The following is an 18563-nucleotide window of genomic DNA, read 5'->3' as shown; positions in this document are numbered from 1 at the left end:
CCATGAGCGGGGGGAAGGTTGCAGCGCTCTACGTCGAAACGGACGGCGCATATTTCGGGCTGACCGGTGTTGACCCCTGGGGCGAAGCCCGCGACGCTCGGTTTTATGCGGGGCCGTGGCCTGTCGTCGCGCATCCGCCCTGCCAGCGCTGGGGCCGGTACAGCGAGAACCATCCTATCACCGGCAAGATCGCTATCACTGGCGATGATGACGGGTGCTTCGCCGCCGCCCTGGCGGCCGTCCGATCTTTCGGCGGCGTGATCGAGCATCCGAAGGACAGCAAGGCGTTCGTCGGGCCTCACAGCTTCAACCTGGGGCGGCCGTCACCTGTCGGCTGGACGAAGGCTTGGGATGGCATCGGCTGGATCTGCCAAGTCGAGCAGGGCCATTACGGGCACTTCAGCCGGAAGGCGACATGGCTCTATGCGAGCGGCGTCGAATTGCCGTCACTGCGTTGGGGCCGCGGTGAACAGCGCATCCACCCCGTTGCTCTCGCAAAGCATGGATACGCCAAGGCCCGCCGCATCGGCGTGATGGCCATGGTCGGCGGCAAGGACAAAACCCGCATCCGCAACGCTACGCCGGCAGAATTCCGCGATGTCCTGATCGCGATGGCTCGCTCCGCGTACGAACTCCGGAGGGCCGCCTGATGTCTACCCCCTCATCCCCGCTCGGGGAGAACGCTATGGCCAAGCGCCTGCGGATGGTCGCATCGGGCTTTCTCAAACCTGACAACGGCTCATCCGCTCCTCTTGCCGACGAACTTCGCGCCGCAGCCGACGCCCTAGAGGCCATGGGCCGCGAGCTGGCGGAGGCGCGACGCGAAAGGGATGAGGCCCGCGAGCACGAGAATATGGCTCGCGCTACCTATGACCCGATGGCAGCGATTATCGCCACCCGCCAGCGCGACGAAGCCATGGCCGCGCTGCAGGAGAGGGAAGAGCGCGCTACCTCAGCGATCAAGCTCGCTGACGGATACGGCATCGTCCTCGTCATGATCGCGGCCGGATGCTCGGACCCACGGCGGTTCGCGAAACGGATGCTCGCCGAATACGAGCCGGAAGCCAAACAATTGGGGATCACGAAATGAAGATGACCGCCAAGGTTGTTCCTTACAGCAGCGTCGTCGGCTCTTCGATCACGCTCCATGCCGAAAGCAGGCTGACCGTCTGCCAGCTTTCGTTGCTCAACGTCATCCCGCCGTCGTTCAAGTTCACGCCCGAACTGCACCGGGAGGCGAGCACCCGGATTGCGGAATGGGTCGCAGCCGCGCTCAACAGCGCTCCCGAGTTCGAGCCTATTGCGCTGGAGCCCGAGGACCGCTCCGCCCTCGCGCGGGAAGAGGAGGATGGGCGATGAACGACCTTCGCGACGGCAGCAAGCGCTTCGGCCGCGCCTTCTTCATGAAGCAGATGACAGGCAAGCGCCCCATCCCGGACGATTTGCTGATCCGTGAACTGCCGTCCGCGAAAGCCTCCCCCCATGTCTGAGCGGGCAAGCACGAAGGGGCGGGATGATGAGTTGGCATCCGCGAGACTCCGGCCAGAGCCTAGCAGCGATGATGCCTATCACGGCCACATGACCATGGCGGACGGTTCGCACGTCGCACTGACTGCCGAGGACGCGAAAGCCCTGTGGGAGGCCACCGAGGCGGCGCAGGCCAAAAGCGAGGCCGACTTCCCCGATGAACAGACCGCTCTTCGCGAGATGTCGCGCGCTCATCATCGGCTGAAGGACTTCGGTTGGCGCGATGCGATCTACTGCCCGAAAGACGGCAGTGAGTTCGAGGTCATCCAGGCCGGCAGCACGGGCATCCACCGCTGCCGATACGATGGCGCGTGGCCCAAGGGGTCATGGTGGATCTTGGCTGATGGCGACCTCTGGCCGTCACGCCCCATTCTGTTCCGTCTCCTCCCCGAAGCGCAGGCCGAATACGACCGCAAGATGGCCGAAGCGGCCAAGAGGTTTCGCGATGAAAATCACCGCTAAGGTCGTCCCGTACAGCAGTGTCGTCGGCTCGTCGGTCATCCGGGCACAGGGAGAGTGAGATGATCCGCCCCAACGGCTTCACCATCGCCATTGCCTTCATAGCTGTGGTGCTTGTCGGGGTGTACAGGTGGTGGATGGGCGATTGGCGATGAAAAACCCCTACCCCTCGTTCTTCGCCCGCTGGTGGCTGCTGATTCCGATGATAGCCGGGTCCGTAATCTGGTGGGCAGTCTTTTTCGGGCAAGCGCGGAAGCTATGGGCTGCTCTGTTTGGATGACTCGACAAACAAGAACGGATCATGAATCGTGAGGTATGAAGATCGAGCTTTTCCTTCGTCGGACCTACAATGACCACCCACGCCCTGAGGACGACGACAAGTTCTGGTCGGTGATCCACAAAGGCTTATGGGTAGGATCGATCAATCTCACGCAGGGCGCATCTGACGACCCGCCCTATTGGGCGTGGACAATTCAGACCGAATTGGCCGTCAGCGCCAGAGGCGTCCAGACATCCGGCAGAGAGGACACCCGCATAGGCGCGATGCGAGCATTCCGACGAGCTTTCGAGCGCGTTATGCACGCCGTGGGTGACCAAGGATGGGCCAGTTTCGCCGAGCACATGAAGCGCGCCAGTCGGAGATGAAACAAAAAAGGGCCGCCGCCCCCTTTCGGAGACGACGGCCCAAGTCAACAGGGAGGCAACAAACCGAGAGGACAGGAGCCCTCTCGTACCCGCCGGGGCTGCCGGCGGATCTCTGTGCGATCAGGGCCGCGATGGGCTTGGCGGTACGGAGTTCCACCGATCCAACAGCGCTTCAATGCGCCCGGTGGATCGCAGGACGTTGCGGACATCAGCCGCGAGCTCGGCCGTCTTTTGCCGGTCTTCGGCTGCCGCTCTCCGCGCTTCTCGCGCTTCGGCTTCAACCCTGTCGATGCGTGTTTCTATCCGCGAGATCGCTTCTGAGGCTCGGCTGTCCGCATTGCTGGCGTCTTTCCACCAGACAATCCCGGCCAGCGCGAGACCGATCGCGACCGGGATAGCCGACGCGATGAAGCGATCCCATAACTTGCCGTCCTGATTAACGCGCAGGTTCATTTGCGCCCTCCATAATGGGCGTTGAACCACTCTTTCGCCGTGTGGCCGCCCATGTAGAGGGTGAGGTAAAGGCCGGTGAAGGCGACGAGATCGGCCATCGGAACGCTGATCCGGAAGAACGGCGCCAGGACGACGGCGAAGGGCCACATGATCAGCACCAACCACATGCCGGCCGGCCGCCAGGCGCTGTAGAACCAGCCGCGCTCACCCTCCTGCGCGACGAGGGCCGCATAGGTGGCGAGTTCCTGTCCGCGCTCGGCCTCGACTTGCCGGACGATGACGGTCGCCTCAGGCTTCGTCTCGATCGCCTCCTTGACAGCTTCTGGCGTCGCCTGTGTTCCGAGCGCATCGGCCAGTGCGCCAATGGCCGCCGTTGCGAGGGCGCCGACAGGACCGCCGATCACGGTTCCGAGCACGGGCGCGCCGGCCTTCACCAGCGCCTGCACAAGATCGTTCATGCGGCCAACCTCCTTTTGAAAGCCTCGACGAAGCGCGCCCATAACCCCAGCCGAGGCACGGTCGGCAGCGGGTCGGGCTTGAGGGCGACCGTTTCGGGCGGGGTGGTCAAAACGGGCTTGAGGAACAGCGCGCGCTCAGCGGCTCGACGCGTCACGAGCCCCTTCATCACCTTCCCGGCCGCCTTATTCCAGACAGAGAACTGATCGGCGGCGCCGGCGTAGTCGCGAGCGTTCAGCTTCTTGACGAGTGTCGATTTGGCGAAGGCCCCGGCACCGATGTTGAAGGCCAGCGACACCAGCGCATCGAACTGGTTCTGGTTGAGCGGCGCGGTAACGGCTTTCGAAACCGCAACCTCAAAGGTCGCCAAATCGCGGGACAGAATCTCGTCGCACTCAGCGGCCGTGATCGTCATGCCTTTCGCGACCTTGGGCGGCCCGGCGGCACTGGTATGGCCTACGCCGATAGTCCACGGCTCTCCACCAGTTGCGGGATCAGGATAGGCCACAAGGCGCACGCCCTCATGGCTCGCAATGGCCTTGCGGCCAGCGGCGCTGACTTTCATGACAATGCTCCAGGCAAAGAAAAACCCGCCGTGAGGCGGGGCGGAACGGTCGGATTGGCGCTGCGGTCAGTAGGTCGGAGCCATAACCTCGTCGGCTCTCTGCTCACCAAGGGCGCCGACGATACCGGCACGCAGGGCCGGATGGTCGGGATCGCCGGTATCGAGATATTGCGCGGCCTCGAATATCCGGCGCAGGCGCAGCGGGGCGGCGGCAAGAGCCGTATCGAGCAATTCCGCTTCCTCATCGGTGAGACGTCGCCACAGATCAGCCTTGGCGATCCGCGTCAGGGCGGGCACCGGCGGCGCGCTGTAGGGTTCGATCGCGAGGCCGCTGCCGTGCAGGGCAGCCCAGGCTTCTGGCGTATCCGCCTCGGAGAGCGCGACGGCGCCGGCCTCCTCGGTCAGCGCGACAACCGCCGTGCTCTCCTCATTGCCATAACGAGCAGATAGAAACGTGTAGCTCATCCCTTGATCACCTCCGCGACGAGAGTGGCGCGCGAGGAGCCGCCGAAGCTTCGGGCGCTCGCGCTGCCGTTCAGGCGCAGCGTGCCGGAGGTGCTGGGCCCAACCCGGATTGTGTAGGTGACGGCCGACGTCGTGGCCGGCGAATCCTCAACCTCGAAATCGAGGGCCATCCAAGCGGCGTCGCCTCCCGCTACCTTCGCTTGTAGCGCGTTCGCGGCGCCAGAGCGGAAAATAGCCGCCACATATTGGGCCGAGCCGACGTAGCCCCAGCTTGTGAACCGCAGCCGCACCTTGTCCGAGGTCGATGACGGCGTGACGGTCACGGACAGAACCTGCGTGCCTTCCGTGTTCTGCGGCTGCGTGTCGTCGGCCGGGATGGTCGCTGTAAGGTCGACGTTAGCCGTATACTCGGCATAGGCGCTGGAAATGACCGATCCGGCCGGGGCGACGGCAGGCGCTTGCCACGACGGGGCGGTCCCGGCGCCGTTCGATGTGAGGACATAGGTGCTCGTTCCGGCCGCAAGCTTCGACAATGCCGTCGTGCTGCTGGCATAGAGCAGGTCGCCTATCGTGTAGCCCGTCTGGCCCGTGCCGCCGTGATCGGCGGGAATCGTGTCCGTTGTGTTGACCTTGGCGTCGAGCACCAGTTGCAGGCCGTTGACCTGATCGATGTCATGCGTATGCGCCGAGGGCGGGAAGGTGCTGGGCTTGCCGCTGAGCGTGTCCCACGTCACGACCGGGAGAATGATATCGCTCACCGGAACGCGGATGAATGAGCCGTCCGCATTGCGCAGCGTGAATTCGTAGTTCTCCGGGTCGATAGGTAGCGAGGATTGCTGGATCTGCGACCAGTCCATCTTGATCGTGATCGAGCCGCCCGCGCGGATGATAGCGATAGCGTCGCCCGGCAGAACGCGAGCGGGGAAGAACGGCGCGAGCCGCATGGTCATGGCCATCAGCGATAGCCTCCCTCAATAACAGGAAGATCGGCAATGACAGGCTCCTGCACGAAGCCGGTCAGCGTGTCGGTGGCGAGGATGTTCACGGTGTAGGAGCCGGCGCAGATGTTGCGCATCTCAGAGGCCGGAAAGCGGAAATCGAAGCCGTCGCCGGCCAGCGTCAGCTTGCCGTCGTCGGTCGAACCGTAGAGTCGCCGGCATCCGCGCTGGTCGACGACCTCCATCTCGATCCTGACCGTCGTCAGGTCCCAAGGGGTGTTCGTCCGATCGTCGATCACATCGACATGGCCGACGAAATCAGCCGCGTTCGGCTGGCGGGGGAAGGAGCCGAGATTCATAGCTTGATGAACCAGGTGACGAGAATGCCGGGCGGCAGGTTGCCGTGCGCCTGCCCGCCACCGGCGTTGATGGTGACGCTCGTCGAGGACGAGGCATTCAGGAACGAGACGAGATTGCCGGCATTGGGGGACTGCGAACCGCCCCCGGAATAGCCGATGAAGTTGCCCGGCACGTTGAGCATAACGTTGAAGCCGCTCGGCGCTCCCACAGTCGTTGAGGTCGATGCGCTGTTCGGGATATTGGCCGGAAGCTGGCCTGCGGTCAGAAGAAGGCTGGACGCGCCGCCGGCCGCACCTGCCTGCTGCGCATCGCTGAACAGCGAGAAGCGCGCCGCCTTGTTCGTCCCGGCCGTGACCCCGGCGCCGGTGGAGAGCGTGACCGTCGTCCCGCTGATGGCGCTGATCGTCGTGCCCGCCGGGATATTCTCGCTGACCACATACATCCCGACGACGAGGCCGGACGCCGAACCGACCGTGGCCGTCGCGCTGGCATTCGTCGTCGTGACCGTCGTCGAGACTTGCAGCACGTTCGCCGCGCTGTTGCCCATGTCGTCGAGGCCGAACGGCGCCCTGCCGCGCATGCTCGGAAGCTGAAGCGTCTTGCCGGCGGCGAAATCCGCCGCGCCGGTCGCGCCGCGCCCGCTGCTCACCGGGCAGATAGCATCCGTCAGCCGATCCCAAAGCCAGATGTACAGATCCTCGGTATCGTCGTTGGCGCGCTCGGTGGCGCCAGACCCCGCATTGCCGATCGTGCGGGCATTGAGGCGGACGAAACCGGAGAGCGGGCCTGGATCGAAGCTCCATTTCGTATCGCCGGTCTGAAAGCGCTCGGAAGCCGGAATCGATCCGCCACCACCCGACGAGGCCGGCGCGGGGTTCGCGATCCCGTCGTCATCGAACAGCAGCGTTCCGCCCGGCGTCCGTACGCGCTGGCGGTAGTCGGTGTATGGCAGGTAGACCGCAGGCCAGCGGCCCGAAGCATCGGCCTCGATCACGTTCGGCAGAGGCGCCGTGAGTGCACTATCAGCATACGCAACGAGAGGCGTGGTGGTCCCGGCAATCCAGAAGTTGAGCCATGCCCCGGCGACGAGATCGCCGTTGAGATCGAGCACGGTCGTTCGGGATAAGGGCCAGAGATAGGCGCTCATGGCGGCTCCATAGAAAAAGCCCGCTCGTGTGAGGAGCGGGCTTGGACGAAATTGCCAAAAGGCTGGCACGGATTGATATCGACTCGTCAGAGCCGTCAGGTCAGGATCGCGGGAAATGGGAGGGGTGGATGAGCATAACGCTAGAAGGACAAATGACGGCCGGCGCCAGCATTGCCGCTGCGCTACTCAAAGCGCTTGTGAGCGAAGGCGTCCTCAGCGTCGATAAGGCCCATCAGCTCCTAAACGCCGCGACGAGGGAATTCTCGGGAACATCGAACCCGCATATTGTGGACGCGAGCGACGTGATTGAAGCGGTGCGTCGAACTCTACCCAGCGGGTGAAGGTCGCTCGTCTCTATGCATGGCGTCATAGATGCGGCTGGCTTCGCTCAGGATTTCCAGCGCTTCGTCGCGGTCTTCGGGCAAATCAGCCGCCAGTTTCGCCGCTTTGACGCGGCGGTAGTAAGCTCGGGTCTTCTTGTGCTCATCGCTCGCGAGAAGGCCCTGATTATAGCCTAGCATGCCTGATTGGACGATTTGATTCATGGTACACTCCTGAGATGAGGGCTGGGATGAGCGAAGCAGCATTCAAGCTCGAACTGCGGCTTGCCGCTATGGAGCAGATAATTCGAATGCTGCTCGTCGATAAATTCGCCCGAGAAGGGCTGACGGTTGGCGAAGCTAAGGAAACAATCGCCCTGATTATCGAGAAAGCCGCTTCCGACACCACGCCAGAGGCGAACCCAGCGCAGTCAGACATGATTGCAGCCGAGTGGGAGGAGGCGATGAGAGCGCTACTAGACGGCGTCGCGTCGACTCTGGAAGCGGTGGCAAGGAGGCGTAGCTGAAGCGGATGTGTGGCCTGCTGAGATCAACGCCATCTAGGTCCGCAATCTTGGCCTCTTCGCCGGCCTTCAGTGCGGCCATGCCGACTTTGACCAACGGCTCATTGAAGACATCCACAATTCTCGCGCCGTCCTCGGTCAAAATGCCCTTCCGGGTCGACTTTGGGAACGGAACCGCTGACATGGTACACTCCTGAGATGAGATGGCTCTGGTACATCGCTCAAGCATGAAAAAGGGGGCCGAAGCCCCCTCGTAGTCACGCGGCCTGATCGGCAATGGGCGGATCGCGCTTGATCGCCGTGTAGGTGAACATCTCGTACTGGTTCTCGTCCGCGAACATGGCGGGCGTCGTCGGCAGATTGAGCTTGAACCAGAGTTCGCGCGCCGCCTGACAGCTGAAGGTCTGACGGGCCTCCGTCACCAGAGACTTGCGAACCTTGATCGTCTCTTCAGCGGTGGGCGAACCCGTGATCGCCGCCGACCGATCCGCTGTCGAGCGGCCATAGAAGTGCTTGTGAAGCACCGTGTAGCACTCGCGCTGGTACAGGAGCACCCGCTCACGGACGGCGTCGTCCTTGATACGGGCGGTGTCGATGGTGAACAGCCATCCGTTGACGAGTTCGAGCTTGAGGCAAACCGCCTCCTGATCGCCGCCACGACCGAAAGGTGTTGCCATGATGGCAATACCTTCGGACAGGATCGGGTCACGCTGAGCGCGCCGATACTGCGCCGACCAGTCCATCCCCATCGACTCGACGATGGGCTTCAACGCCACGAACGTGCCGTCGTCGTTCTCGAATCCGTAGAGTTGGTCACCACGGAAATTGACAGTGATAATCTGACCCATGATAGGGTCCTTTCGTTTCTCGACGCCCATCACAGCGTCGGGGCCAAAACGGCTACGGGGTTGCGAGCGCCGGCCAAAGCAACAAGCAACCCCGTAGACCACCGCTGGTGATGCAGCGGCTCCCGCCGTCGCGGAACTGAATTGAAATTACTGGCGAATCTGACTCGCGAACAAGAGTCGGCGCACGGTGAACTCACTTGTCCCCATTACCCACAACGGAAACCGGGCAAAACCGGAACTTCTGCTTGACTTCGCAGAATCAGCTCCGCCGGTCAGTGCCGGCACAGAGAAGCCTTCACCGCGCGAAGACCAACGAGCAGATTGGAAAACACCGGCATGATCTTTTCGTCGATGTTGTCGCCATCGCGGTAGATGATGACTTCCAACTGGGCGATGGCGTCCTCGATAGTGGCCGGAACAGCGCGATAGACATCGTCTGCGCTTCCATTCCAGATATTGAATGCTGCCGTTTCCTCGGCATTGGTCTTCGGCTCGATGGCGTTAAAGATGGCCGTTTCGCGCCAGAAGATCCCCGCGAGGGATTCGAGCCCCTTGGGTGAAACGCCCGTGATATCGGCACGAAATGCATCTGCCCGAACAGCGGCCTGCGTGCTATGTGTAACTTCAGCCATGTCGATCTCTCCAGGATCGGTGTTGGTCAGGGCCGGTGATGGCGGTGCAAACGCCTCCCGGTCCGTCTAAAGTTACATAACTTATGTGAAATGACAAGACACGCGCCCGAACCCAAGAGCACGCGCCTGAACATGGTGGTCGAGCCTTCGCTCATCGACCGCATCGACGCATGGCGCTCGAAGCAGCGTCCTATCCCCTCCCGATCCGAGGCAATTCGCGAAATGGTGAAAACCATGCTCGATATCGTGGAAAAGGACCGGGGATGAGGGTGCTGCTTGCAATCGGCATCGCGATCTATGCCGTATCGTTCTACGAACCTAGCTATAAGGTATACGGCGCGTGCCGGGCGAACTGGATCGAGAAATTTAAGCCCGTTCTTGAGATGTCATACGACCCATCAAGGAACGACATGGAATATATGAAAGCCTGCATGTTGGCGAAGGGATACCGGCCGCATTATTCAGAAGAATGCTTAGGCTTCGATCATTTCAACACGGCTTCATGCTATAAGATGCGGATGCCATGGGATTGAAACCCGACAACCCCGAGCGCCTAACCTTCTTCCAGCGGACCGGACGCCAGTTCGATAGCGTCGGGCCAATGGGCAAAGCCGTTCTGGTGGTTGTCTACGCCGTAGGCTTCACTGCCCTGTTGTTTCTAGCTAGGTGGTTCGCGGACGATGCCAATTTCATCAGCCGCTTAGGAGAGAGCTTGTTCGGCCCCTGGGGCAAAATATTGCCTCTGATCGTACTTTTCGGCGCCATAGGCATATTCATCATCGTTGAGAAGGGCCGCCGATAAGCGACGGAAGAACGCCTCCGGCCGCCATCCCCCCGCCCCGCGTAAGCGCCCCGGCCGTGCCCGAGATAGCGCGAGACACAGGTCCCGGAACCGCCTTCGTCGCCGCCGCCCCCTTCGACAGGCTGCCGACGTTGCGCAGGAGCGGCAAAGCCGCCAGCGCGAGATACTTCGGATCGCCGGTCTGCCAAGCGGTTGCAACACCAGCCGCCGTGCCAGCGATTCCGAGGCCCGCGTTCGAGCCCAGCATGCGTGCAACCTCATAGCCCGACTTGCTCGGATTTGTCGCCTTCGGATCGGGGACCGTTCGGCGCATGACATAGGCCAAACGCTGCATCTGGCCGATCTCCTGAGGCGTGAACAGCACCTTCGCCAGCGGCGCACCCTGGCGGTTCGTGAAGTCAACGATGGAGTTCGCCATCGCCTGGTTGCCCGTGCCACGAGCCGGCTCGATCGCCTTCGTCCATGCCGCCTGCCGAAGCGCCTCCCATTCGGGCGAGTTCGGCTTGAGGATGCGACGCAGCTCGGAGGCGACACGCGCGGAGCGCCCCGCCTGCTGCGCCCCGGCCGTGCCAAGGAGCCAATTCGCAACCTCCTCCCCGGTGATGCCGTCGCGCTGCATCTTCACGATCAGGGCAGAGGCATCATCGCCCGGCTTAGCCTTCGTCAGGCCCTTGTACTGCGACCACAGCTCTCGGCCCTTCTTCAGGTCGTCGATGGCGGTCGCATCGCCGGAAAACAGCTTCTGATCGATCGCATCGTCCAACCACTTGTCGAAGGATTTCCTGATCGTGACCAGTGCCCGCATATCCTCCGCATTGGTCGGGCGGACCTGGGACAGCGATTTGCGTGCCTGATCGAGGCCGGACAGGGATTGCGCAACCGCTCCGTCCGGCGCGCCCTCGAAACCGGAAACACGCCGCAGGATGTTCATGGCGTTGGTCGTGCCGCCATAGGTGCCGTAATTCGGGTTCACAACGATGCCGGCCGCTTCCAGATCGGAGGCAACACGGCCGGCAAGGTTCTTCACCTCGTCGAGCCCGATCGTCGCGTTCTTCGCAGCGGCCGAGTTGTAAGCCGCCGTCGATGCCTGCTTGAGACCCTGAGCCTGATTGCGGACAGCACCGGACACAGCCTCGCCCATCGCCGGGGCCGGCATGGGCTGACCACCTAAACCACGAGAAATTCCCTGCTGCGCATTTGCGATGGCCTCCGCCTGCCTAGCGTCGAATGCCTGCATCTGGCGGGTGGCAGGGATGCCCCGAGCATTGTTTCGTGCCGCCTCCTCGAAAGCCTGCTGGGTGATGTCGCCGGAAGCCTGACCGCGAGAGAGAGGGATGCCGAATTCGGCGGCTTCGCTGATCGCCTGCGGATTCGGCTTGCCGCGAGCGCCAAGGAAACTGCGGACAGCCGCCCCCGCGCCGCTGGCAAGAGCTTCGCCGCCAGCACCGAATGCGCCCCCTAGCTTAGCACCTTGAATCGCTGCATCTCTCCGGCTTTCAGCGTCAGTGCCTTCACCAGCGCCCGCAATGCCACCAAGCGCCGCGCCGACTCCCGCCCCCTGAAGCATCCGAGCGCCGAGCGCGGGCGCCGTCACCAGCTTGGTAGCGGCGACACCAGGAACGAGAGAGCCGCCGATCTGCCCGGCAAGGAAGGTTCCGGGGTTGGCCCTCTGCGCCTCCTCGATCTGTCGGCGCGCATCGTCACGGCGGCGCTCGTAGGCTGCGCCGATACCTTCAGGAGCTTGCCCGGTAAGGTAGTCGATGCCGGCGTTGATGCCGCCGGCAATTTCGTCCCCAAAATTCCCTGTGATGCCCTGAATGGCGCCCTGCCAAGCCGAGCTCAGGCGAGATGTCGGCTCGTTCGCGGGGGCGGCTTGCGCAAACGGATCATGATCCACCGGCACAAGCTTGGGCTCGCGACGGTTTGGAGCCACGGTGACGACCAGCGGTCCGCTGCCGGTGTCCTGCGGGACATCCGCGAACGGGTCGTGATCGACAGGGACAAGGCGGGGTTCAGCCATTTTCAGCCTGTAACTTTTATTTCACAGATCAGTTGACAATCCCCGGTTCGTAACTTATAAGTTACGTATGCTCAGGGTGATCGAAACAATCGAATTCGCGGACTGGTTCGGTACTCTGCGCGATGTCAACGCCAAGGCTCGGATATCGATCCGCATCCGCCGCGCTCAGGACGGCAACCTTGGCGATGTGAAATTCTTCGACGGCATCGGTGAAATGCGGATCGACTACGGCCCAGGCTACCGGGTCTATTTCGTGAAGCGCGGCAACGAACTCGTCATCCTGCTCTGCGGCGGGGACAAAGGATCGCAGCGCAAGGATATCAAACGGGCAATCGAGATTGCGAAGGAGGTCTAAGATGCCAATCGAAACCCGCGAATTCGACATCCAGAACTATCTCAAAACCCCTGAGGAGCGGGCCGCTTACATCGAGGCCGCACTAGAGGAAAATGACCCCGCATTCCTCGCAAAGGCCCTTGGCGATGTCGCCCGCGCACAGGGTATGACGCAGGTTGCGAAGGATGCCGGTGTGACGCGCGAAGCCCTCTATCGCGCGCTTTCCGAGAAGGGCGACCCACGCCTGTCTACCTTCATGGGCGTCCTTCACTCCCTGGGCCTGAAAATGCGGATTGCGGCTTAGCCATCACCGCACCTGAAGATATTTGCCGCCCCCTCGACTCTTTCAGGAGCCGCCGTCAGGATCGGGACGGGAGGGCTGGGATATGGCGGAAGAACTAAGCGATATCGATCATCTGACAGCGCGCATAGCGGCGCTTGAACTGCTGATGACGACCGCGCTGGCTGGCCACATAGGCCGCGAGGAAGATCCAGTGGCGGCAGCTCAAGCCATGCGAGAGGGCGTCATGGCCAGCGGCCAGATGCTACAGCGCGGATTCTCGCCCAAAGACGATGCAGTGTGGGCCGTCGTTGTTCAGTGTCTGGAACAGCGGCTTCGCGAGTTGCTTGCCAGAGCCCAGCGGGAGTCAAGGCGATGATTTCTGTTGGTTCCATCTCGCAAAGACCAATGAAGGCACTCGTGTATATCCCCGTGACAGCCTTCGTTTCGGGACTCATTCCTGCACCCATTGTCCGTTGCGGAGAGTGATGGTTTAGCTATCAACGTACCTGAAGATATTTGCCGGGACGCTCGGAATCGGGGACATACCAGTTTCCATCCGACGCCTGCCGTGCTCCCTGCATAGGCGGCTGTGCCGCTGGCGAAGGCAGCGGAGGCGATGAGCCATCAGGGCGTCGATACTGGTCCGCATAGCCCTGCGGCAGAGCGGGAGCAGCAGCAGCAGGGGCAGGCTGCCCCCTACCCGCTGCCTTGGGCTCTGCCGTCTCAGCCTCCGGGAACAGCGGATTCTTCTCCGAAAACTCTGCCAGCCTCTCATAGAAGCCGTCATCGAGCCGCTTGTTCTGCTTGATGTAGTCGCGGCGCAGGCCCTCGATCTCGATATCGCGCTTGGCCAGCCGGCGCATGTAGTCGATGATGAGCTTGTTGCCTTCCGGCGTCCGCTCAAGGCCCGGTGTCAGGCTCATAAGGAACTCGCGGTCCTTGTCCGACAGAGCGCCTGGCATGCCGGCCCCGCCCGATGGATTGCGCAATTCAAGCGCGAACCCGTTCGCGATGGCGTTGACAGCCTCAGCAGGGCCGAGCCCTTCGGTCTCGATCCCGAACAGAGCCTTCGCCGCTCGTGCCAGCGTGAGCGCGGCCTGAGCCCCCGCGCCAGTCCTCACATTCGGGTTGGCCAATAGCGTTTCGAGGCGGTTCAGGGTTGCGATCTTGCCGTTCGCATTTGCCCCCCGCTTTGCAACATCGCGGCTCAATTCCGCAAAATCCTTGGCGCTCTGCTTATCGTACTCCTTCTCGCCGGCCCCGAGGTTGATTTCGGTCTTCCCAGCCGCCCGGAGCTCCTTCTGGTAATCGACGAACGAGCCCTGATAGCCTTGCCGGCGCGCAAGTTCGTAGTTGCGCTGAACATCGGTCGGCTTCGAGCCTTCCACGCGCCTTTCAGCATCCTTGACGGCGAGATCTAGCTGAGCCTTCGCCGCTGCTCTCGTCCTTTCGGTCGGAGCCGTGACATAGCGGCCCATCGCCATACGAACGGCTGGGTCAGTCGAAATCGCCTGCGGGATGATCTCGCCGGTACCAGGGATAGCGAAGCCTTGCGCGTTGGCGGCGCCAGCCGCAGGCGCATCCGCTCGGGTCGCCTGTGCCTGCTCAAGGCGCTGAACGTCCTCTTCGGTCTCCGCGACCTGAACAGGACGCTGGGATGTTGGCTGATTGCCGTAGCGCTGTGCATACTGGGCCGTCAGCCCCTCGCGACGAGCGTGCTCGCCCTGCCCCGGTCGATCATACCCGCCGAACCGCCAAGCCTGCGCCATGATCTGGTTGGCTTCCTGCGGCGTCTGAGCGGCGTTGAGGCGCGGGATGAGCGTCGGGTCTTCCGAGGCGAGAAAGGCCGCCTGTGTCTCAGGTGAGCCGTTGCCCTGCTCCCCACGGCTAGCGGCGAAGCGTTGTAGGTTCTGAAGCCGCTCGGCCCGCCACGACATGATGCCGCCGGCTTGACCGGGCTGCCCGCTTTCGGAGGGATCGTTCCACGTCCTGCCTGCGTTCTGCGGGCTGTAGCCGCTTTCCGACCTGCCATAGGCCGCGACGGCAGCCAACCCGTTCGGGTTGGTCAACCCGGCATTCTGGACGCCACCGAGGAAGCGATTCTCAACTTCGTTCGGGGTGCCTATGGGCGCAACAGCGGCGGTGGGGCTAGCAGCGCTGCCCCTTATCCAGTCCTGCTCAAGCTTCCGATCAGCCTCCTTCTGCCCCAAGGACAGAAGCGCAGCGCCGCCCTGGATATCTCCGGTCCCGATGAGCGCGCGACCAAGCGAATTGAAGTCACCCGTCTTCGCTGCCTGCCCGAGGGCACCGAGGCGCTGTTCCTGAAGGTCGAGCTTCCGCTGTTCCTGCTGCTGTTTCCGCATGTCGGGAATCAAGTTCCCGAGCGTCTGCGACATGCTGGAAACAGCCGCGTTCTCCGCGCCGTAGTTCGTCGTCAGGCTCGGGATGTGGAGCGGGGTGAGCTGGAAAGCCATTATCGCCACCAATCGCTTTAAATGGCGCCGCCGCCACCGGCGCCACCGAAGTTCAAGAAGCCACTGCCGAGGCCACCGGTCGCGAGGCTGCCGAGGAGCTTCACGCCTCCGGTGATGCCGTTGATCATGTTCGCCTGGTTCTGGCTCTTGGCCTGATCGCCGGCTTTCAGAGCCTCGGTCCCGAGCCCGACAATGCTCTTCGTCGTGTTGTCCATGACAGAGGCGCGATTGCCGAAGTAGTCGGTTGCAAGACCGGCCTGAGAACCGAGAACGCCAGCTTGGCCGCCAATGCCCTGCTGATACATCCCGAGATAGGGCTGAAGCGCCGCGCGCTCCGCTCCGAGCTGCTGGCCCGCAAGCCCCTGCGCAAAGGCCAATGTGTCGGTGTCGAAATTGCCGCTGTTCAGCATCCCCTTCGCAGACGCCTGACGCCCAAGCGCCTGAAGCCCTTGGCCGAGGTTCCATTCGTAGCCACCGGAGCCCTCAAGCGCGCGCTGGATGTCAGCACCGCTACCGAGCGTGAGCGCGTTGTACTTGTCGAGGCCCTGCTGACCCTGAGCCGTCATCCCCGAGTAGAGGTCGCCGGCTTGCCCGAGGTAACCCTGTGAGGCGTCGTAACCCTGCCCAAGCTGGCCAAGGACATTGGCTTGGTTGTCCTGAAGCAGGTTGGTGCCCCATTGGGCAGCGACTCTAGCACCGCGTGCAGAAGCCATAAGAACGCTCCTTTAAGCTGCGCGCGCAAAAGCACCGAAGTGCTTAGCTGCGTTGACACGATAAGCCTCAGCGGCGGCTTCAAGTGTTCTGAAATAGCCAATAAATACCGGCTTTCGGGCAATGTGGACTCTCGCGACCCATTTCTTTTCGCGGGTAGCGAAGCAGACACCTTTAACGCCACACTTGTTGCGGCTGGATACAACAGTGTTTCGAGACTGCTCTGTTCTCGAAGCGCATCTCAGATTGATTTTGACGTTGCGGGCACGATCCCCGTCAACGTGATCAATCTCTGTGCGTGGCATTTCCCCGGTATAGAAGAGCCACGCTAAACGATGCGCAAGGTAATCAGTCCCTAGAAGCCGCACCCGCCTGTACCCGATTTTCATCGGCCGATCCGCACGTTTCCCAGCGAACTTCACATTCCAGCCTTTGGTGATCCGGTCGTCACCTTCGCGAGGTCGCCAGAAGAAATGCCCATTCTCTCGGTCGAACAACAAATATCGGGAGAAATCTCGCAGAGTTTCCATGTCAAACTCTCAGAATGGAGGCAGCACGCCGTAGACCGTCGTGGGATTGACGCGCGTCTCGTTCAAAGCCACCCGCAACGTCTCGATCTGACTGGCCTGCTCGGCCACGACCGTCAGCAGCAGCCGCAGGAACAGATAGTAATTCGGGTCGAGCACGTTCGCCGGCATCTGAACCGCCCGATCGGCTGCGCCCGGCAGGGTTGGAAGCTGTGAAGCCATCAGCCCTTCGCCTCAACCTGAAGCGTCCCGCCGAACAGCGTGATCGGGCGTGGATCGGAGCATTGCACCCTGATCTGCGCGCCCTTGGCCGAGGCCGTTCCGAGCCGGTTGACCCTGATACCCTGCTCGTACTTGCCCTGAGCGCCGATCTCGCGGACGACAGGGCTGCCGAAGGTCACGCCACCATCCCGCGACCACGAGACAGACACGAGCGGGTTCGTCTCGATCGGCTCCTGCCCCGGTGCGGTACCGACGCCGGACATGATGTCGAGGTCAAGCCGCGGCATGGACGCGCGAGCCGGAAAGCCGCTCATCGTCGAGCTGATAGCGTCGAAAATCAGCGGGTCACCGAATTCGTAGCCGTAATCAGGATCGATCATGCCGAACTTGCCGGTCTGGTCGTCGCCAACCACCCAGGAACCGAAGCATTTGACGCAAGCCGAGGCCCGCCAGATCTTGCGGTCATAGCTCGCGCGTTCGAACCACGAGCCTGTTGCGAGGTCATAGCACCACGTCCAGTCGTCGCAGGACAGCGCCCAAACAGCATGGCCTTCGTGGCCATAAACGACTGCCCTCAAGCCGCTCTTGTCGGTCAGGCGCTCGAGGTCTTTCGACACCGAAGGGTTGGAAACAGGCTCTGCGATGTTGCCGTTGATCCGGTAGACGACATTGTCGCCGCCAGCGAAGATGATGGCGTTCGACCAGTCGTTCTCAAAGCCCGCGATGGCATCGGGGCCAGCAATGCCGCGCGGGATCGTATCGAGATAGGAGAACGGGAAGCCCGTCGCGTTGCCGGTATTCGGCCAAATCTCGATCGTCTGCGGCCCGCAGGCATAGAGGTTCTTGCCGAGGGCGATGACGCGGAGAAGCCCGTCAGGCTTGCTCTCGGCAAAGGCCGTATCCAGCGTGTTGATGGAGGTATCGTTCAGCCCTGAGGCCCGCATACGCGAGTTGCCGTAGCTGAAGATGAAATAGCCGCCGAGGAAGCAGACCGAGTTGGGCGAGCCGACATCAGGATCGGGATACGAGCTCGCTCCGGTCGACATATCGACCACAAAGGCCGTGGAATCCGTCACCGCCACGATGTCGGGCGTCGGGCTCTTGTTGTTCCTGGCGAAATAGACCGTCTCGGAACCGGCGAAGGCGCCGAGGTCGTTGGGGACATAATTACCACCGATCAGCGTGATCGTTCCCAACCGGTCGTTCAGCGCCTCAAGCGCGACGCCGTTGATCTCGATGGCGCCCCGGCAGTGCGAACGGCCCTCAACCTCGATGATCGAGCGAACGCCAGGGGGGCGGCTGATCTTCACCCGTCCGTCCGCAAGCTTTTCGGCAAAGGCGTTGACGAGGCGACCGCCGCTCTCCGCGAACTTGCCCTTCGCGGATGAGGTCGGGAACGGGACCTGAACCGGAGGCATCAGTTGCTGATCCTGAAGTAGCCCCGGCGGCGTCGGATCATCAGCGCGGGGTCGACCCGCAACCTGTCGCGCGTGCCGCGGTTGATGCGAGCCAGCGTCTTGAGGTCTTCGACCGCCTGCGCGCCTTCGGCCACAAGAGCCGCATTCGCAGCCAGCCCGAAATCACCCGCCAGCTTCCATGCAATGAAAGAGCGCAACGGGAAGAACTGCGCATCGTCGATGTCGCTAGGCTCGATGGGCTGTAGGACGGCGTTGGTATCCAGCAGGAACCTGAAAAGGCGCGGCAGAGCCTTGCTAACCTTCTGCGTGTCCTCGTTCGCGATCGGCTGGCCGGTTCCGACCTCTTCCAACCGCTCTAGAACAGCAGTCACAAGCTCTTCGCTGGTGGCCATGACTTGCCCTCAGATGGCGAAAGGGGCAGCCGAAGCCGCCC

General features: G+C 62.4%; 30 protein-coding genes. 13 read left to right on the top strand and 17 right to left on the bottom strand.

All coding sequences use genetic code 11. The features are described 5' to 3' along the window. Positions 1-2 precede the first annotated feature (2 nt). From M9917_RS16930 to M9917_RS16910, 5 genes are all read left to right on the top strand, one after another. Positions 3-650, top strand: coding sequence for a hypothetical protein (locus M9917_RS16930; RefSeq protein ID WP_297255632.1), 648 nt, complete (start codon positions 3-5; stop codon positions 648-650). Positions 651-685: 35 nt separating this feature from the next. Then, a complete protein-coding gene (locus tag M9917_RS16925; protein WP_297255630.1) occupies positions 686-1090 on the top strand; it encodes a hypothetical protein in 405 nt (134 codons plus the stop codon). Next, on the top strand, positions 1087-1359 hold the full coding sequence (locus M9917_RS16920; RefSeq protein ID WP_297255628.1) for a hypothetical protein: 273 nt from the start codon (positions 1087-1089) through the stop codon (positions 1357-1359). Before M9917_RS16925 ends, M9917_RS16920 begins: the two co-directional genes overlap by 4 nt. Further along, complete coding sequence (locus M9917_RS16915) at positions 1356-1490, top strand: hypothetical protein (protein WP_297255627.1); 135 nt, start codon at positions 1356-1358, stop codon at positions 1488-1490. Before M9917_RS16920 ends, M9917_RS16915 begins: the two co-directional genes overlap by 4 nt. An 88-nt stretch (positions 1491-1578) precedes the next feature. Then, positions 1579-1989, top strand: coding sequence for a hypothetical protein (locus tag M9917_RS16910; protein WP_297255625.1), 411 nt, complete (start codon positions 1579-1581; stop codon positions 1987-1989). 762 nt (positions 1990-2751) lie between these two features. Here the strand turns inward: M9917_RS16910 and M9917_RS16905 are convergent. The 7 genes from M9917_RS16905 to M9917_RS16875 form a co-directional block, all read right to left on the bottom strand. Beyond that, positions 2752-3084 carry a hypothetical protein gene (locus tag M9917_RS16905; RefSeq protein WP_297255623.1) on the bottom strand — a complete coding sequence of 111 codons (333 nt, stop codon included), beginning with the start codon at positions 3082-3084 and terminating at the stop codon, positions 2752-2754. Continuing rightward, positions 3081-3542, bottom strand: a complete 462-nt coding sequence (locus tag M9917_RS16900; RefSeq protein WP_297255620.1) for a hypothetical protein — start codon at positions 3540-3542, stop codon at positions 3081-3083. The genes M9917_RS16905 and M9917_RS16900 overlap by 4 nt, the downstream gene beginning before the upstream one ends. Then, positions 3539-4105 (bottom strand): lysozyme, encoded by a 567-nt coding sequence (locus M9917_RS16895; protein WP_297255618.1) that lies wholly within the window; start codon positions 4103-4105, stop codon positions 3539-3541. Before M9917_RS16895 ends, M9917_RS16900 begins: the two co-directional genes overlap by 4 nt. Positions 4106-4171: 66 nt before the next feature. Then, positions 4172-4570, bottom strand: a complete 399-nt coding sequence (locus M9917_RS16890; protein ID WP_297255617.1) for a hypothetical protein — start codon at positions 4568-4570, stop codon at positions 4172-4174. Then, positions 4567-5526, bottom strand: coding sequence for a hypothetical protein (locus M9917_RS16885; protein ID WP_297255615.1), 960 nt, complete (start codon positions 5524-5526; stop codon positions 4567-4569). The genes M9917_RS16890 and M9917_RS16885 overlap by 4 nt, the downstream gene beginning before the upstream one ends. Next, a complete protein-coding gene (locus M9917_RS16880; protein ID WP_297255613.1) occupies positions 5526-5867 on the bottom strand; it encodes a hypothetical protein in 342 nt (113 codons plus the stop codon). Before M9917_RS16880 ends, M9917_RS16885 begins: the two co-directional genes overlap by 1 nt. Further along, entirely contained in the window at positions 5864-7015 is a 1152-nt protein-coding gene (locus M9917_RS16875) for a hypothetical protein (protein ID WP_297255611.1), read from the bottom strand. The genes M9917_RS16880 and M9917_RS16875 overlap by 4 nt, the downstream gene beginning before the upstream one ends. A gap of 41 nt (positions 7016-7056) precedes the next feature. On the opposite strand from M9917_RS16875, the gene M9917_RS16870 reads away from it, so the two are divergent. Continuing rightward, entirely contained in the window at positions 7057-7356 is a 300-nt protein-coding gene (locus tag M9917_RS16870; protein ID WP_297255610.1) for a hypothetical protein, read from the top strand. Here the strand turns inward: M9917_RS16870 and M9917_RS16865 are convergent. Next, on the bottom strand, positions 7342-7560 hold the full coding sequence (locus M9917_RS16865) for a hypothetical protein (protein ID WP_297255608.1): 219 nt from the start codon (positions 7558-7560) through the stop codon (positions 7342-7344). The two genes, M9917_RS16870 and M9917_RS16865, sit on opposite strands and share 15 nt — an antisense overlap. 26 nt (positions 7561-7586) lie before the next feature. On the opposite strand from M9917_RS16865, the gene M9917_RS16860 reads away from it, so the two are divergent. Then, positions 7587-7862, top strand: a complete 276-nt coding sequence (locus M9917_RS16860) for a hypothetical protein (RefSeq protein ID WP_297255606.1) — start codon at positions 7587-7589, stop codon at positions 7860-7862. Positions 7863-8116: 254 nt separating this feature from the next. Here the strand turns inward: M9917_RS16860 and M9917_RS16855 are convergent, their stop codons facing one another. Further along, entirely contained in the window at positions 8117-8707 is a 591-nt protein-coding gene (locus tag M9917_RS16855; protein WP_297255604.1) for a phage antirepressor N-terminal domain-containing protein, read from the bottom strand. Positions 8708-8979: 272 nt separating this feature from the next. Continuing rightward, a complete protein-coding gene (locus M9917_RS16850) occupies positions 8980-9339 on the bottom strand; it encodes a hypothetical protein (RefSeq protein ID WP_297255602.1) in 360 nt (119 codons plus the stop codon). A gap of 132 nt (positions 9340-9471) precedes the next feature. On the opposite strand from M9917_RS16850, the gene M9917_RS16845 reads away from it, so the two are divergent. From M9917_RS16845 to M9917_RS16835, 3 genes are read left to right on the top strand one after another with little or no spacing between them, the layout of a single operon-like run. After that, entirely contained in the window at positions 9472-9606 is a 135-nt protein-coding gene (locus M9917_RS16845; RefSeq protein ID WP_297255600.1) for a ribbon-helix-helix domain-containing protein, read from the top strand. Further along, a complete protein-coding gene (locus M9917_RS16840) occupies positions 9603-9872 on the top strand; it encodes a hypothetical protein (protein WP_297255599.1) in 270 nt (89 codons plus the stop codon). Before M9917_RS16845 ends, M9917_RS16840 begins: the two co-directional genes overlap by 4 nt. After that, complete coding sequence (locus M9917_RS16835) at positions 9863-10141, top strand: hypothetical protein (protein ID WP_297255597.1); 279 nt, start codon at positions 9863-9865, stop codon at positions 10139-10141. The genes M9917_RS16840 and M9917_RS16835 overlap by 10 nt, the downstream gene beginning before the upstream one ends. Here M9917_RS16835 and M9917_RS16830 read toward each other — a convergent pair. Continuing rightward, positions 10116-12161, bottom strand: coding sequence for a hypothetical protein (locus M9917_RS16830; RefSeq protein ID WP_297255596.1), 2046 nt, complete (start codon positions 12159-12161; stop codon positions 10116-10118). The genes M9917_RS16835 and M9917_RS16830 overlap by 26 nt on opposite strands. A gap of 67 nt (positions 12162-12228) precedes the next feature. On the opposite strand from M9917_RS16830, the gene M9917_RS16825 reads away from it, so the two are divergent. The 3 genes from M9917_RS16825 (at position 12229) to M9917_RS16815 (ending at position 13154) form a co-directional block, all read left to right on the top strand. Continuing rightward, a complete protein-coding gene (locus tag M9917_RS16825; RefSeq protein ID WP_297255594.1) occupies positions 12229-12516 on the top strand; it encodes a type II toxin-antitoxin system RelE/ParE family toxin in 288 nt (95 codons plus the stop codon). A 1-nt stretch (position 12517) separates the two neighbouring features. Next, on the top strand, positions 12518-12799 hold the full coding sequence (locus M9917_RS16820; RefSeq protein ID WP_297255592.1) for an addiction module antidote protein: 282 nt from the start codon (positions 12518-12520) through the stop codon (positions 12797-12799). 82 nt (positions 12800-12881) lie between these two features. After that, a complete protein-coding gene (locus tag M9917_RS16815; protein ID WP_297255591.1) occupies positions 12882-13154 on the top strand; it encodes a hypothetical protein in 273 nt (90 codons plus the stop codon). 121 nt (positions 13155-13275) lie between these two features. Here M9917_RS16815 and M9917_RS16810 read toward each other — a convergent pair whose 3' ends face one another. The 6 genes from M9917_RS16810 to M9917_RS16785 are packed head-to-tail and all read right to left on the bottom strand — an operon-like array spanning position 13276 to position 18522. Next, the gene (locus M9917_RS16810; RefSeq protein ID WP_297255589.1) at positions 13276-15252 is read right to left on the bottom strand and encodes a phage tail tip lysozyme; all 1977 of its coding nucleotides are present in this window, start codon (positions 15250-15252) and stop codon (positions 13276-13278) included. A 17-nt stretch (positions 15253-15269) separates the two neighbouring features. After that, positions 15270-15965, bottom strand: coding sequence for a hypothetical protein (locus tag M9917_RS16805; protein WP_297255587.1), 696 nt, complete (start codon positions 15963-15965; stop codon positions 15270-15272). A 12-nt stretch (positions 15966-15977) separates the two neighbouring features. Next, complete coding sequence (locus tag M9917_RS16800; protein ID WP_297255585.1) at positions 15978-16493, bottom strand: HNH endonuclease; 516 nt, start codon at positions 16491-16493, stop codon at positions 15978-15980. A gap of 9 nt (positions 16494-16502) precedes the next feature. Next, positions 16503-16712 (bottom strand): hypothetical protein, encoded by a 210-nt coding sequence (locus tag M9917_RS16795; RefSeq protein ID WP_297255583.1) that lies wholly within the window; start codon positions 16710-16712, stop codon positions 16503-16505. Further along, entirely contained in the window at positions 16712-18130 is a 1419-nt protein-coding gene (locus M9917_RS16790; RefSeq protein WP_297255581.1) for a packaged DNA stabilization protein, read from the bottom strand. The genes M9917_RS16795 and M9917_RS16790 overlap by 1 nt, the downstream gene beginning before the upstream one ends. Further along, on the bottom strand, positions 18130-18522 hold the full coding sequence (locus tag M9917_RS16785) for a hypothetical protein (RefSeq protein ID WP_297255580.1): 393 nt from the start codon (positions 18520-18522) through the stop codon (positions 18130-18132). Before M9917_RS16785 ends, M9917_RS16790 begins: the two co-directional genes overlap by 1 nt. Positions 18523-18563 lie beyond the last annotated feature (41 nt).

The organism is Bosea sp. (in: a-proteobacteria) (genome assembly GCF_023953965.1).
Classification (GTDB): domain Bacteria; phylum Pseudomonadota; class Alphaproteobacteria; order Rhizobiales; family Beijerinckiaceae; genus Allobosea.
The sequence above is the reverse complement of the archived record's forward strand: the minus strand, read 5'-3'. Positions and strand labels throughout refer to the sequence as shown.